The 14,357-nt window shown below is 71.9% G+C and carries 10 protein-coding genes; 2 read left to right on the plus strand and 8 right to left on the minus strand.

Translation table 11 applies throughout. From position 1 onward, the window contains the following. Positions 1-297 precede the first annotated feature (297 nt). Positions 298-2,139, plus strand: a complete 1,842-nt coding sequence (locus AAC944_RS10365; RefSeq protein ID WP_030624716.1) for a bifunctional metallophosphatase/5'-nucleotidase — start codon at positions 298-300, stop codon at positions 2,137-2,139. Here AAC944_RS10365 and AAC944_RS10370 read toward each other — a convergent pair. The 3 genes from AAC944_RS10370 to pepN form a co-directional block, all read right to left on the minus strand. Beyond that, positions 2,095-3,558 (minus strand): lysine N(6)-hydroxylase/L-ornithine N(5)-oxygenase family protein, encoded by a 1,464-nt coding sequence (locus AAC944_RS10370; RefSeq protein ID WP_078888990.1) that lies wholly within the window; start codon positions 3,556-3,558, stop codon positions 2,095-2,097. The genes AAC944_RS10365 and AAC944_RS10370 overlap by 45 nt on opposite strands. Then, positions 3,555-5,537, minus strand: a complete 1,983-nt coding sequence (locus AAC944_RS10375) for a pyridoxal phosphate-dependent decarboxylase family protein (RefSeq protein ID WP_078888991.1) — start codon at positions 5,535-5,537, stop codon at positions 3,555-3,557. Before AAC944_RS10375 ends, AAC944_RS10370 begins: the two co-directional genes overlap by 4 nt. A gap of 212 nt (positions 5,538-5,749) precedes the next feature. After that, positions 5,750-8,266, minus strand: a complete 2,517-nt coding sequence (pepN, locus tag AAC944_RS10380) for an aminopeptidase N (RefSeq protein WP_030624725.1) — start codon at positions 8,264-8,266, stop codon at positions 5,750-5,752. Between the two features lie 229 nt (positions 8,267-8,495). Here pepN and AAC944_RS10385 point away from each other — a divergent pair, with 229 nt between their 5' ends. Then, entirely contained in the window at positions 8,496-9,038 is a 543-nt protein-coding gene (locus tag AAC944_RS10385; protein WP_030624728.1) for a MarR family winged helix-turn-helix transcriptional regulator, read from the plus strand. Here AAC944_RS10385 and AAC944_RS10390 read toward each other — a convergent pair. Genes AAC944_RS10390 through AAC944_RS10410 form a run of 5 tightly spaced genes read right to left on the minus strand, consistent with a single transcriptional unit; the run spans position 8,992 to position 14,350 of the window. Then, positions 8,992-10,320: an MFS transporter gene (locus tag AAC944_RS10390; protein ID WP_078888992.1), complete on the minus strand. Its 1,329-nt coding sequence runs from the start codon at positions 10,318-10,320 to the stop codon at positions 8,992-8,994. The genes AAC944_RS10385 and AAC944_RS10390 overlap by 47 nt on opposite strands. Positions 10,321-10,324: 4 nt before the next feature. After that, positions 10,325-11,395, minus strand: coding sequence for a Rieske 2Fe-2S domain-containing protein (locus AAC944_RS10395; RefSeq protein ID WP_037773594.1), 1,071 nt, complete (start codon positions 11,393-11,395; stop codon positions 10,325-10,327). Between the two features lies 1 nt (position 11,396). Further along, entirely contained in the window at positions 11,397-11,618 is a 222-nt protein-coding gene (locus AAC944_RS10400) for a recombinase-like helix-turn-helix domain-containing protein (protein ID WP_030624737.1), read from the minus strand. 37 nt (positions 11,619-11,655) lie between these two features. Beyond that, on the minus strand, positions 11,656-12,648 hold the full coding sequence (locus AAC944_RS10405) for a PDR/VanB family oxidoreductase (RefSeq protein ID WP_051872424.1): 993 nt from the start codon (positions 12,646-12,648) through the stop codon (positions 11,656-11,658). Between the two features lie 13 nt (positions 12,649-12,661). After that, positions 12,662-14,350 (minus strand): thiamine pyrophosphate-binding protein, encoded by a 1,689-nt coding sequence (locus AAC944_RS10410; protein ID WP_030624741.1) that lies wholly within the window; start codon positions 14,348-14,350, stop codon positions 12,662-12,664. Positions 14,351-14,357: the final 7 nt, after the last annotated feature.

Below are 14,357 nucleotides of genomic sequence, written 5' to 3' on the forward strand. Positions count from 1 at the left end.
CCTTCGGGTGGCGCGGTGCGGCCGCGTCCGGGGCGGCCGGTGCGTCTTTCTGGGCAGGTCCTCGCACGGCTTCTGTCCAGAGCCTCGCACGGTGGCCGGGGTTTGTCAGGCGAGTGCGGGAGCGGCCCGCGGTGTGGCGGTCATCTGATCGCAACCTGTGAGGGGTGTTGCGGGAGTGACGCCTGCGCCAGAATCTACGCGCGTTGTTCCGTTGTACCACCGGATGTGTACGACCAGATGTGTACGACCAGTTGTACGCCAACGGTTCGCAGGGATGCGGACGGTCAAGGAGAGGTCATGCCGCTCGATCGCAGAACGTTTCTCGGGACTTCCGTCGCCACGGGCGCCGGGGTCGCGCTGACGGGCGCCGCCGCGGCCCCGGCTGTCGCGGCGAGCGGACCGTCGGGCGCCCCGCTCGCCGCCGGTCACGGCCACGGCCACGGCCACGGCCACGGCGGCAAGCGGTACGCGTTCACCGTGATGGGTACGACCGACCTCCACGGCAATGTCTTCAACTGGGATTACGCGACGGATGCCGAATTCGACGACGCTGCCCACAACGACGTCGGACTGGCGAAGATTTCGACGCTGGTGAACGAGGTGCGTGCCGAGAAGGGCCGCCGCAACACTCTGCTGATCGACGCGGGTGACACCATCCAGGGAACGCAACTGGCGTACTACTACGCCAAGGTGGACCCGATCACCGGCGCGGGCGGCCCGGTGCACCCGATGGCCCGGGCCATGAATGCCATCGGTTACGACGCCGCGGCGCTCGGCAATCACGAGTTCAATTACGGCATTCCGGTGCTGCGCAAGTTCGAGGAGAACTGCGACTTCCCGCTGCTGGGCGCGAACGCGGTGGATGCCACGTCGCTGCGCCCGGCGTTCCCTCCGTACGTCATCAAGCGGATGCGCACCCCGCACGGCCGGGATGTGCGCGTGGGAATCCTGGGGCTCACCAATCCCGGCATCGCGATCTGGGACAAGGCGAACGTCCAGGGGAAGATGGCGTTCCCCGGCCTGGAGGAACAGGCCGCGAAGTGGGTGCCCCGGCTGCGTGCGCTGGGTGCGGACGTGGTGATCGTGGCGGCGCATTCCGGGTCGAGCGGTACGTCGTCGTACGGGGATCAGCTGCCGTACGTGGAGAATGCGGCCGCGCTGGTGGCGCAGCAGGTGCCCGGTATCGACGCGATTCTGGTGGGCCATGCGCACACGGAGATCGCGGAGTACCGGGTGAAGAACGAGCGGACGGGCCGTGAGGTGGTGTTGTCGGAGCCGCTGAAGTGGGGCCAGCGGCTGACCCTGTTCGACTTCGAATTGGTGTGGCAGCGCGGTCGTTGGTCGGTGGATTCGGTGTCGGCGCGGGTGCTGAACTCGAATACCGCCGAGGAGGACGGGCACATATCCGGTCTGCTGCGTGACGCGCACGCCAAGGTCGTTCGTTACGTGAATCAGGTGATCGGCCGCTCGACGGCGCGGCTGTCGGCGGCCGAGGCTCCGTACAAGGACACTCCGGTGCTCGATTTCATCGCGTTCGTGCAGGCGGAGGTGGTGCGGAAGGCGCTTGCCGGGGGTGCGTACGCGGATCTGCCGCTGGTGTCGCAGGCGTCGTGTTTCTCGCGTGCGGCGGAGGTGCCGGCGGGTGAGGTGACGATCCGGTCGATGGCGGCACTGTATCCGTTCGACAACACGCTGGAGGCGCGGGTGCTGACCGGGGCACAGTTGAAGGAGTACTTGGAGTTCTCCGCCCGGTATTACGTGCAGACGCCGTCGGGCGGTGAGGTGGATCCGGCGAAGCTGACGAATGCGGACGGCATTCCGGATTACAACTATGACGCGGTGAGCGGGGTGTCGTACGAGATCGACATCGCGCAGCCGGCGGGCCGGCGGATCGGGAAGCTTCAGCTGGACGGCAAGCCGGTGGATCCGGCGGCGCGTTTCGTGCTGGCGGTGAACAATTACCGGGCGAGCGGTGGGGGGAATTTCCCGCATGTCGCGAAGGCGGAGCAGGTGTGGGTGACATCGGACGAGATCCGGAATCTGATCATTGAGTGGGTGAAGCAGTCGGGTTCGATCGATGCGGCGCGTTTCGCGTCAGTGGACTGGAAGCTGACGCGGGACGGTGTTCCGGTCTTCTGACGGGCGTGTGGTGGCCGGCGGCTGGTGCGGGAGCCGCCGCCCGCCGGGCGTTCGGTGGTGGGGGTGGGGCTGCGGTGCCAGGCCGAAGGTGGTGAAGGCGGTGCGGTCGGGGAGGGGGTAGGGCGTGGTGCCGGTGAGGTGGTTGAGGATGACGGCGCTGCGCCAGGCGGCGAGGCCGAGGTCGGGTGCGCCGACGCCGTGGGTGTGGCGTTCGGCGTTCTGTACGTAGACGGAGCCGGTGACGCGGGCGTCGAGGTCGAGCCGGTGGTGGACGTCGATGCGGGGGCGGCCTGCGGTGTCGCGGCGGAGGTAGGGGTCGAGGGCGCCGGTGAGGGCGTCGAGGCTGCGTTCGCGGTAGCCGGTGGCGAGGACGACGGCGTCGGTGGTGAGCCGGCTGCGGGTCTGCTGGTGGGCGTGTTCGAGGTGGAGTTCGACGGTGCGGGTGCCGATGCGGCCGGCGGTGCGGACGGTGACGCCGGGGGTGAGGACGGCGTCGGGCCAGCCGCCGTCGACGGTGCGTTCGTACAGCTCTTGGTGGATGGCGGCGATGGTGTCGTGGTCGATGCCCTTGTAGAGCTGCCACTGCTGCGGGACGAGGGCGTCGCGGGTGGCTTCGGGGAGGCCGTGGAAGTAGCGGGTGTGGTCGGGGGTGAACTGCTCCAGGCCGAGTTTGCTGTATTCCATGGGCGCGAAGGCGGGGGTGCGCGCCAGCCAGTGCAACCGTTCGTGGCCTGCGGGGCGATTGCGGAGCAGGTCGAGGAAGATCTCGGCGCCGGACTGGCCTGAGCCGATGACGGTGATGTGGTCGGCGGCGAGCAGGCGTTCGCGGTGGTCGAGGTAGTCGGCGGAGTGGATGACGGGGAGCGTGGGGGCGTCGGCGAGCGGCTGGAGCGGTTCGGGGATGTGGGGTGCGGTGCCGATGCCGAGGACGACGTTGCGGGCGTAGGTCCGGCCGAGCGCTTCGGCCTCGCCCTCGGCGTCGAGCTGGGTGTGGTCGATTTCGAAGACGGCGTGTTCGGCGTTCCAGCGAAGGGCGTCGACCTGGTGGCGGTAGTGCAGGCCGGGGAGGTTTTCGCTGACCCAGCGGCAGTACGCGTCGTACTCGGCGCGCGGGGCGTGGAAGCGCTCGGCGAAGTAGAAGGGGAAGAGCCGGTCCCGGTGCCTGAGGTAGTTCAGGAAGCTCCAGGGGCTGGTGGGGTCGGCGAGGGTGACGAGATCGGCGAGGAACGGGACTTGGAGGGTGGCGCCTTCGATCATGAGACCGGGATGCCAGTGGAAGGCGGGGCGCTGGTCGTAGAAGGCGCAGGTGAGGCCGGTGAGGGGCTGGGCGAGCGCGGCGAGTGAGAGGTTGAAGGGGCCGATGCCGACGCCGACGAGGTCGTGAGGGGTGCGCGGGTCCGGGGCGGTGGCGGTGGTCATCGGGGGGCGTGGCCTTCCACTAGGTCGAGGAGGGTGCGCAGGTCGTCGGGGTGCGCGTGGGGGTTGAGGAGGGTGGCCTTCAGCCAGAGGCCGGTGGAGCCGGTGGCGCGGCCCAGGACGGCGTGTCCGTCGTGCAGCAGGCGCCGGCGGATGGTGGCGACGGTGGTGTCGTCGGCGCCGGTGGGGCGGAAGAGGACGGTGGTGAGGGTGGGGCGTGAGTGCAGTTCGAGGGTGGGGCGGGCTTCGACGAGGTCGGCGAGGGTGCGGGCTGCGGTGACGGTGCGGTCGACGAGGTCGGCGATGCCGCGGCGGCCGAGCGCCTTGAGGGTGACGGCGATCTTGAGGATGTCGGGGCGGCGGGTGGTGCGCAGCGAGCGGCCGAGCAGGTCGGGGAGGCCGGCTTCGGTGTCGTCGTCGGCGTTGAGGTAGTCCGCGCGGTGGTCCAGGGGGGCGAGGTCGCGGGCGTCGGGGACGGCGAGGAATCCGGCGGCGACCGGCTGCCAGCCGAGTTTGTGCAGGTCGAGGGTGACGGTGTGGGCGCGGTCCAGGCCGGTGAGCAGGTGCCGGTGGGTGTCACTGAAGAGGAGCGGGCCGCCGTACGCCGCGTCGACGTGGAACCGGGCGCGGTGTGCGGCGGCGGTGTCGGCCAGGGCGGGCAGGGGGTCGATGGCTCCGGAGTCGGTGGTGCCGGCGGTGGCGACGACGAGAAGGGGCTGTCCGTCGAGGCGTTCGAGGGTGGCGGCGAGGTCGCCGGGGTCGAGCGTTCCGTCGGGTGTGGGGACGGTGACGGGCGCGGGCAGTCCCAGCAGCCAGGCGGCGCGGTGGATGCTGTGGTGTGCGTTGGCTCCGCAGACGACTCGCAGGGGCGGCCCGGCGGGTCCGGCGGGGGCGGTCTGTGCCGGGTGGGCCGTGTGGGGGTGAGTGAGGGTGTGAGTGCAGGTGTGCGGGCGGCCGGGGTGGTCGGGGCCGTGGACGGCGCGGTCGCAGGCGCGGTGTCCGTCCCGCTCGCCGGTGGGCACGCCGAGCTGGCCGCCGGTGTGCCGGACGCCGTGGTCCCGGGTGGCGTCGGTTCCGGCGCCGTGGGCGCGGGCCGCGTGCTCCCGGGTGGCCTCGCGCTCCCGTGCGGTGTGCTCCGCAGCGGCCGCAGCGGCTTCGCGCTCGCGGGCCGTCCGGTCGCGGGCTTCCTGCTCCTGGGCGGCGTGTTCGCGGGCCAGCAGTACGGCGAGCTGGTTGGACTCCGTACCGCCGGTGGTCACCAGGGCGTCGGCGTCGCGCCCGTGGGGGTGGACGAGTTCGGCGAGTGCGCGGGTGGTCAGGGCTTCCAGTTCGGATGCGGCGGGGGCCTGGTCCCAGGAGTCCATGGAGGGGTTGAGGGCCGAGGCGGCGAGGTCGGCGGCGGTGGCCAGGGCGAGCGGCGGGCAGTGCAGGTGCGCCGCGCAGTGCGGGTCGGCGGGGTCGGCGGCCCCGGCGGCGAGGGTGCGGACGAGCGTGCTCAGGGCGGCGTGCGGTCCTGCGCCGGTGTCCGGGAGGAGCGGCGCGCAGGCGTGCTGCACGGAGTCGGCGACGGTCTCGGGGCCTCCGGCCGGCAGCGGTCCGCCCCGCTCGGCGGCGCCGGTCTCCAGGGCGTCGAGCACGGTGTCGAGCAGCGGCCGCAACGCGCGTGGGCCGTTCCGGCCGCCGGCCAGTGCGGGACTGGAAGGAGCCGTCGCGGTGGGACCGGGCGCCGCGGCAGGTGCGGGGACGCGGGTGCTGGTCGCGGGCAGCGGCGTCCCGGACACGGACGCTTGGGCGGGGCCGGTGGCGGGTGCGTCGAGTACGGTGACGGCACCCGCCCGGGCGGAGGCCTGGGGTTCGTGGTCGTCCTCCGCCGGTGTCGCCTCGCCTCCCGTCGTGGTGGTGTCGGGTTCGGTCCTTACGGGGTCGCGGTGGCTGGGGGTGCTGTCGCCTGGGGCCGGGGCGCCTGGGGCGGGCACAGGCATGGGTGTGCCCTTCTTGTCGGGGATTCGATCGGTTTAGGGCGACCTAAGTTACTTCCGTTGTCGAGCCCTTCGCCGAGATGCGGGCGGAGTCCACTCTCACGAGGGACGCACGTGCTGGTTGAGCCGCTCGCATCTGATAGAAGCCCCGCGGCGCCTCGCCCCTCCCCCAGCCACGGCCTGCTACGGGGCGGCCGCGTGTCGTTCCGTACGCATCACCCCTGACCGTTCCGGACGGCCAGCGCGCGGCGCAGGTCGTCGAGCTGGTCGGCGAGCTTGCGCCGGAGGGCCGGGGTGGGTGCCGCGTCGCGCAGGCAGGCCTCACCGAGCCGGAGGGTTTCCGGTTCGACGAACGGGGCGGGGAAGGCGTACCGGCCGGCGGCCTCGGCCAGGGCTGCGCCGCGACGGTCGGCCAGGGCGACGGCGTCGGTGAAGTACCGCTGCACGTAGGGGCGTACGAGGTCGGCCTGTTCGGGCGCCCAGAAGCCGGTGGCGGTCGCGGTGAAGAGATAGGTGGACAGGTCGTCGGCGGCGTCGGTGGTGAACATGGCCTCCCAGGCGGTCTTCTTGGCGGCCGGGTCGGGAAGCGCGGCGTGGCAGCGGGCGGCGCCTTCCTTGCCGCTGGCGCTGGGGTCACGGGTCAGCTCGGCGTCGATGGCGGCGGGCGTGGTGGCGCCGAGGACGGCGAGGCGGCCGAGGATGCGCCAGCGCAGTTCGGGGTCGAGGACGGGGCCGCCGGGAACGCTGTCGCCGTCGAGCCAGTCCTGGATGCCTTCGGGGGTGGTGGCGCTGTCGATGAAGGTGCGGACGGCGGCCAGGCGCAGGCCTTGGCCGTCACCGTTCTCGCTGCCTTCGGTGCGGCGCAGGATGTCGCGGCAGAGGTCGGCGAGGGTGGTGAGGGCGGCGGAGCGGTCGGCCGCGGGGAGGTAGCGGTCGGCGATCTGGGTGCGGGCGAAGGCCAGGATGCCTTGGACGAGGGCGGTGTCGGTCTCGTGCGGGAGGTGGGTGCGGACGGCTTCCAGATACGCGGCGGGGGGCAGTTCACCGTCGCGGACCATGTCGCGGGCGGCGTTCCACACCACGGCGCGGGTGAGGGGATCGGGGAGGCCGGAGAGGGCGGCCTGCACGGTGGTCCAGGAGGCGGGGTCGAGGCGGACCTTGGCGTAGGTGAGGTCCCGGTCGTTGAGGAGCACGAGGTCGGGGCGGCGGCCCGGGAGGGTGTGGGTGCGGCCTTCGGGCAGGTCGTGGGTGAGGGGTGCGCGGGGGACGAGGCGGCCGGGGGCGGTCGGGTCCTGGTCGTAGAGACCGATGGTGAGGTGGTGGGGACGGTGTCCCTGGTGGGTGACGGTGAGCGTCCAGGAGCCGTCGTCGGTCTCGTCGATGACGGGGGTGAGGGTGTCGACTCCGGTGGTGCGCAGCCACTGGTCGGCCCAGGCGTGGACGTCACGGTCGGTGGCGCGGGCGAGGGAGTCGGTGAAGTCGGCGAGGGTGGCGTTGCCGAAGCGGTGCCGGGCGAAGTGGTCGTTGATGCCGGCGAGGAAGTCCTTCTCACCCATCCAGGCGACGAGTTGGCGCAGGGCCGAGGCGCCCTTGGCGTAGGAGATGCCGTCGAAGTTGAGAAAGGCGGAGGCGGTGTCGGGGACCGCGTCGGGCGCGGGGGCGACGGGGTGAGTGGAGGGGCGCTGGTCGGCGTCGTATCCCCAGCTCTTGCGGGCGACGCCGAAGTCGGTCCAGGTGTCGGTGAAGTGGGTGGCTTCGCTGAGGACCTGGTAGCCCATGTACTCGGCGAAGGACTCGTTGAGCCAGATGTCGTCCCACCAGGCGAGGGTGACGAGGTCTCCGAACCACATGTGGGCCATTTCGTGGGCGATGACCATGCCGCGGGTCTGGCGCTCGGTGTCGGTGACGGCGGAGCGGTAGACGAATTCGTCGCGGAAGGTGACCAGGCCGGGGTTCTCCATGGCGCCGGCGTTGAATTCCGGGACGAACGCCTGGTCGTAGGAGTCGAAGGGGTAGGGCTCGTCGAAGAGCTGGTGGTAGCGGTCGTAGCAGCGGCGGGTGATGTCGAAGATCTCTTCGGCGTCGGCGTTGAGGTACGGCGCGAGGGAGCGGCGGCAATGGATGCCGAAGGGGAGGCCGGCGTGCTCGGTGCGGACGGAGTGCCAGGGGCCGGCGGCGACGGCGACCAGGTAAGTGCTGATGGGCGGGGTGGGGGCGAGAGCCCAGTGGCCTTCGGGGGCGCGGGTGGCGCGGGAGTTGCCGAGCACGGTCCAGCCATCGGGGGCGGTGACGGTGAGGGCGAAGACGGCCTTGAGGTCGGGCTGGTCGAAGGCGGGGAAGACGCGCTGGACGTCCTCCATGAACAGCTGGGTGTAGACGTAGGTCTCGCCGTCGGCGGGGTCGGTGAAGCGGTGCATGCCTTCGCCGGTGCGGGAGAAGCGCATCGTGGCTTCGACGCGCAGCTCGTGCTCGCCGGGGGTGAGGCCGGTGAGCGGGAAGTGGTTGTCCGCCAGGTCTGCCGGGTCGAGGGGGTGGCCGTCGAGGGTGATGCTGTGCAGTTTCTCGGGCTTGATGTCGAGGAAGGTGTCGCCCGCGGTGCGCGCGCTGAAGCGGATGGCCGCGCGGGTGGTGAAGTGTTCCTCGCCGGCGGTGAGGTCGAGGTCGATGTCGTAGTGGTGGACGTCGAGGATGCGGGCTCGGGTTTGCGCTTCTTCGCGCGTCAATGCGGGCATGCCGTCATGCTGCCGCAGGTCGGCGGCTTCGCGCAGCCATGCCCGGCAGCCTGTGGATAACTCGCCGGGAGTTGACCGGACCGGCCGCTGAGTGCGCTGCGGGCGGGGCGTGCGGTCCCGCGCCGAGGCTTTTCTGCCGTCGGTCCGCCGTGGCTTCTCAGTACTAAGATTTCGGATGGATCACGGCCGGGAGCCCGGCCCGAGGGGCGAGCCCGGGGAGGGTGCCGAGATGGCGAGGAAGACGGCGGCGCAGGACGCGGTTGCCGGCATCATCGAGGACTGGCGGCGGGAGCGTCCGGAGCTGGACACCTCTCCGCTGGAGGTGCTGGCGCGGCTGCACCGTACGTTCCTGCGGTACAGCGCGAAGCTGACGGCTTCGGTGGAGTCGCACGGTCTGTCGGTGGCCGGTTTCGACGTGCTCACGGCGCTGCGCAGGGCGGGGAAGCCGTACCGGCGCACGGCGGGTCAGCTGGCCGATTCGGGGCTGATCTCGTCGGCGGGCGTGACGTTGCGGATCGACCGGCTGGAGAAGGACGGGCTGATCGTCCGGGAGCGGGACCCGGAGGACCGGCGGGTGGTGCGGTCGCGGCTGACGGAAGAGGGACTGGCCAGGATCGACGCGTTGTTCGCCGAGCACCTGGAGAACGAGCGGCGGATGCTGTCCGGCCTCTCCCCCGCCGAGTGCCGTCAGCTGGCGCGGCTGCTGTCGAAGCTGGAGCGGTCCATCACGGAGTCGGGTGCGGCGGAGCCGGAGTCGTCCTCCGAGGCGTGACCGGATCGTCGGTGGTGAGCGGGCCCGGCCGGAGCAGGAGCCACGCTCCGCAGAGCAGTGTGACGGCCTGAGCGCCGATCAGCAGCGCGTACCCGGGGCCGAAGCTGTGGCCGCCGCCGAGGGCGATGGCGGCTCCCATGGCGGTGGGCATGAAGGCGGAGACGAGGTTGCCGACGCCGTTGACCACTCCGTAGGCGCTGCCGACCGTGCCGGCCGGTGCATGGCGCTGCACGAGGGTGGGGATGGCCGGGCCTTGCAGGCCCCAGAAGCCGCCTGCCAGGACGAGTCCGGTGGCGGCGAGCCAGGCGGCGTCCGCGGTGATGACGAGCAGGACGCAGCTTCCGGTGCCGAGCGCGCCGGCGACGAACAGCAGGGGCAGTCTGCGGGCGGACAGCTTGTCGATGAGGTGGCCGCCGAGGAAGCCGGAGGCCAGGCTCGTCAGGAAGGGCAGCGCGGAGACGGCGCCCATCTGTCCGAGGGAGAAATGGCGTTCCTGGAGGAGGTACGCCGGCAGCCAGGAGCTGCTTCCCCACAGGTAGGCGAGGGTGGCGATCTCGATGAGGAGGATGCAGCCGAGGCGCGGGGTACGCAGGGCTTCCCGGAGGGTGGCCGCGACGCCGCGGCGCGCTCCGGTAGGAGCGTGCGCCTGCCCGGTCCGTCCCTCCCCCGCGCGATGCCGTCCCCGTATGAACAGCGCGATGAGCGGGAGCCCGACCGCCGCATTGAGCAGTGCCAGCAGCACGAAGGACGTGTGCCAGTCGTAGCGGTGGACGAGGTAGGTGATCAGCGGCAGTCCCACGGCGGTGCCCAGGGAGACGCCCATGGAGCTGACCGCGTTGGGCCGGCCCACCTCGTGGGGCGCGAAGTGCTCCTTGACGTACATCGTCTTGAGCGAGAACAGCGGCCCTTCGGACGCGCCCAGGAGGAAGCGTACGGCGACGAACATGAGGGCGCCGAGCGCGTACGGGGAGAGCAGGGTGAGCACGGCCCACAGGCCGACGCTCACCAGGAGGCCGCGCCGTGCCCCGAGGGCGGCTTCGTACAGCGGCGTGAGGAAGAAGGCGGCGAGTCCGTACCCGATGAGGAAGACGGTCATCAGGGCGCCCTGGAGGACGCGGTCGCCGGTCATGCCGAAGTGGTCGGTGAAGGCCCGGTCGGTGATCAGTACGGAGACGTTGACCCGGTCGATGTAGGAGATCAGGACGACGGCGAGGAGGCTGAGGACGCCTGCCCACCGCCGCGGGGAGACCGGGGCGGTGGGCGGTGCGGCGGGCGGCGTCACTGCGTCAGACGCCGGCGGGGGCGGTCGCGGCGGCCGGCTCCGGGGAGGCGAGCGCGGCGGCCTGCTGCTCGGCCGCGGCCCGGTAGAGGCGGCGCAGCCGTACGACACCGAGGTCGTGCTGGTAGAGGTTCTCGGCCTGGTCCGCGTCGTGCGGCATGGCCTCCAGCATGACGCGGTCCTGTTCGAGGACTTCCCAGTGCCGCTTCTCGATGAGGGTGCGGTACAGGAAGCGCCAGGTGTCGCGCTGCCATCCTTCGACGTTGCGGTAGCGCCAGAAGAAGACGCCGCTGCGGTGCGCGTCCACGGGGCAGATCATGCCGACGATCCCGAAGGGGCCGCCGGGGCCCGCGGACGGCGGGTACGGGATGGACAGGTCGACCCAGTCGACTCCGGTGCGGCACAGCTCCACCCAGTCGAAGTTGACGCCGCGCTGGTCGGTCTTCTCGAAGAAGTAACCGCGGTCGGTCTCCCGGATGCGGAACTTCGCGGTGGTGTCACCGTCGAACATCGTGTGCGACTCGTGGTGCAGGAACTGTCCGTGCATCGGGTCGAGGAGGTTCTCCATGCCGAACCGCCAGGGCACGTTCCACTCCGCGTAGCAGAGGATGGCCTCGGTGCCGGGGTCGGTGAGCGGTTCGGGGAGGGTGAGTTCGCACGGCTCCGGGTGCTGCTCGTCGCCGAAGTAGGCGAGGATCGCGCCGCCGATCTCGCGTACGGGGAGGCTGGTGACGAGCTTCTTGCCCTCCAGGTTGCAGCCGGGCAGGCCGGGCACGGAGGAGACGGTGCCGTCGCCCTCGACCTCCACGCCGTGGTACCAGCAGGCCACGCGGTCCCCGAGGTGCTTGCCGAGGGAGAGCCGGGCGCCCCGGTGGGGGCAGCGGTCGGCGAGCATGTGGAGGGTGCTGTCGCCGCGGCGGAAGAGGAGCCAGTCCTCGCCCAGGGCGGTGACCTTGCGCATGCCTCCGGGGGCGACGAAGTGGGAGGGCACCACGGGGTGCCACTGGTTGCGCAGCCCGGTGGCGTAGATGTGGTCCGCGGTGGCGGTGTGTCCGGTGGTGGGGTGGGTGAGGGTCATGTCAGGCTCCCAGACGGTGCATCTCGGCGCGGAAGGTGTCCTCGGTCCAGGGGGTGCCGTTGGGGGCGTGCACCTGGCGGGCGTTGAGGCCACGGATGACGTCGGCCAGCTCGTGGCCCTCCTTGGTGAAGACCTCTTCGAGGGTTGCGGCGAGCTTGTACTCGTAAGGCGTGGGCTCGTGCGTACGGGACTGGTGGACGTCCAGGTACGGCCAGGGGGTCATCGGTGCCTCCAGGGTTCACAAGGCGGGCGGGGGTGGCTTACAGGTCGAGGACGAGGCGGTCGGAGGCACAGCGCGAGACGCAGATCATCATGGTCGCGTTCGCCGCGTGCTCGGCCTCGCTGAGGAGGAAGTCGCGGTGGTCGGGGACGCCTTCGAGGACGCGGGTCTCGCAGCTGCCGCAGATGCCGTCCCGGCAGGAGTTCTCGGCTCGCACACCGGCGGCCTCGGCGGCTTCGAGGATCGAGGTGTCGGCGCCGACGCTGAGTGTCACTCCGGAGCGGCGGCACTCGACTTCGAAGGCGCTGTCGTCTCCGCCGCGCTCCACGGTGGGCGCGGCGAACCGCTCCACCCGGAGCTGCGCCGCGGGGCAGCGTGCCTCGACGGCGGCGAGCAGGGGCTCCGGGCCGCAGCAGTACACGAGGGTGTGCTCGTCGAGGCCGGTCAGGGCGGCGTCGAGGTCGATGTGGCCGTGCTCGTCCTGGGGGTGGAGGACGAGTTCGCCGGTCCCCTGGGCGGCGAGGTCGGCGAGTTCGCCGCCGAAGGCCATCGAGGCGCGGGTGCGGCCCCCGTGGACGAGCCGCCACGGCACACCCCTGCGGGTGGCCTCGCGGGCCATGGCCAGCAGCGGGGTGATGCCGATGCCGCCGGCGATGAACAGGTACGCGGGCGCGTCGGTGAGCGCGAAGTGGTCGCGGGGCCCGACGACGGTGACGGTCTGACCGGGGCGCAGCTTCTGGTGGACGAAGCGGGAACCTCCGCGGGAAGCCGGTTCGTTGAGGACACCGAGGCGGTAACGGGCGGTGTCGTGCGGGTCGCCGCACAGGGAGTACTGCCGGGTGAGACCGCCGACGTGCAGGTCGAGGTGGGCGCCGGGCTGCCAGCCGGGCAGGGGCTTGCCGTCGGGGTGGACGAGGTCGACGGAGAGGACACCGTCGGCTTCCCAGGTCATGCGGTGGACGAGCAGGTCGAGGCGGGACTCGCCGGCCGTGGCCTGGTCAGGGGTGCCCGACTGCGGGTCGTTGCTGGTCATGGCGTCGGCCTCCTCACGCGGTGGGGATCTTGACGGGTGGGGTGAAGGGGTTCTTCATCGGGCCGAGCGCGGCCAGGTCGACCTCGACGAGGACGGGGCCTCCGGAGGCGATGGCCTCGGTGAGGACGGGTGCCGCGTCACCCTCGGTGGCGATGCGGGCGTACGGCAGTCCGCAGGCGCGGGCCAGGAGGGCGAAGTCGGGGGTGGTGAGGTCGACTCCGGAGCGGCGTTCGCTGTAGCGGTCCTGCATGTTGCGGAGCACTCCGTAGCCGCCGTCGTTGAAGACGACGAGGATGAGGGCGGGGCGCTCCTGGGCGAGGGTGAGGAGTTCCCCCAGGTGCACGGCGAGGCCGCCGTCGCCGGCCATGACGACGGTGGGTTCGCCGGGCCGTCCGAGGGCCGCGCCGATACCCATGCCGAGGCCCTGTCCGATGCCGCCGCCGCGCGGGAAGACGTTGTCGCGCGGGTCGTAGATCTCCAGCAGGCGGTTGCCCCAGCTGCTGGAGGGGATGGTCACGTCGCGGGCGACGACGGCGCGGCGGGGCAGGGCGGCGCGCAGTGCGTCGCAGACGGCGGCCTGCGGCCCGATGGCGTCGTGCAGGGCGGCACGGACCTCTTCGCGTACGGTGGCGACGCGGGCGGTCCAGGAGGGCTCCGCGGTGCCGCTCACGGACTCGGCGCCGCCGGTCGCGGTGCCGTCGCCCGAAGCCGGGCGCGCGCCGGGCAGGCGGGCGAGCAGCGCGCCGAGTACGGCGTCGGCGTCGCCCTGCAGGGCGTGCCGTGCCGGGTAGACGCGTCCCAGCGCCGCGGCGTCGGCATCGATCTGGATGTGTGCCTCGGGCAGGGCGAGCGAGTAGTCACCCGTCTCGTTGGAGCGGAAGTGCGTTCCGACGGTGAGCAGGACGTCGGCGTCGGTGAGTAGCGCCCGGCCTGCCGGTGTGGTGGCGAAGTTGCCGATGACCTGCGGATGGTCCTCGGGCACGGCGCCGCGGCCGGAGTTGGAGGTGAGCAGTCCGGCGCCGGTGCGCGCCAGCAGTTCGGCGAGCCGGTCCCCGGCTCCGCAGGCCCCTCCCCCGGCCCAGATCAGGGGCCGCCGGGCGGCGGCGAGCAGACGTGCGGCGGCGTCGAGCGCGGCCTCGTCCGGGTGGGGCGTCTCCTCGGCCGTACCGGGGGCGTGCGCGTCCTGCTGCGCCGCGTACTGGAGGTCGATCGGCCACTCCACGCTCGCGGGGCCGCCCGGGGCGCGCAGGGCGGCGCGCGCCGCCTCTCGGAGGATGCGTCCCGCGGCATCAGTGGAGGGCACGGTCGCGGCGTACGTGGAGACCGCCCGCAACATGCCGAGCTGGTCCTTGGTCTCGTGGATGAAGCCGCGCCCGCTGCCCAGGTACTGGCTCTCGACCTGCCCCGTGACGTGCAGGACGCCGGTACCGGCACTGAGCGCTTCGATGAGTGAGCCGGCGGCGTTGCCCGCGCCGGTTCCGGTGGAGGTGAGGGCGCAGCCCAGGGAGCCGCGTGCGCGGCCGTAGGCGTCGGCGGCGTTCACGGCGGTGGCTTCGTGGCGTACGGGGACGAAGCGCAGTTCACGGTCGACGGCTTCGACGAGCGGCAGGTTGTGGACGCTGACGATGCCGAAGACGGTGTCGATGCCGAGTTCGCGCAGGACGGCGACGAGGAGGTCGCCTCCGGTGGGATGGTCCGTCATGGAGGCT

Origin of the sequence: Streptomyces sclerotialus (assembly GCF_040907265.1) — a bacterium.
Taxonomy (GTDB): Bacteria; Actinomycetota; Actinomycetes; order Streptomycetales; family Streptomycetaceae; genus Streptomyces; species Streptomyces sclerotialus.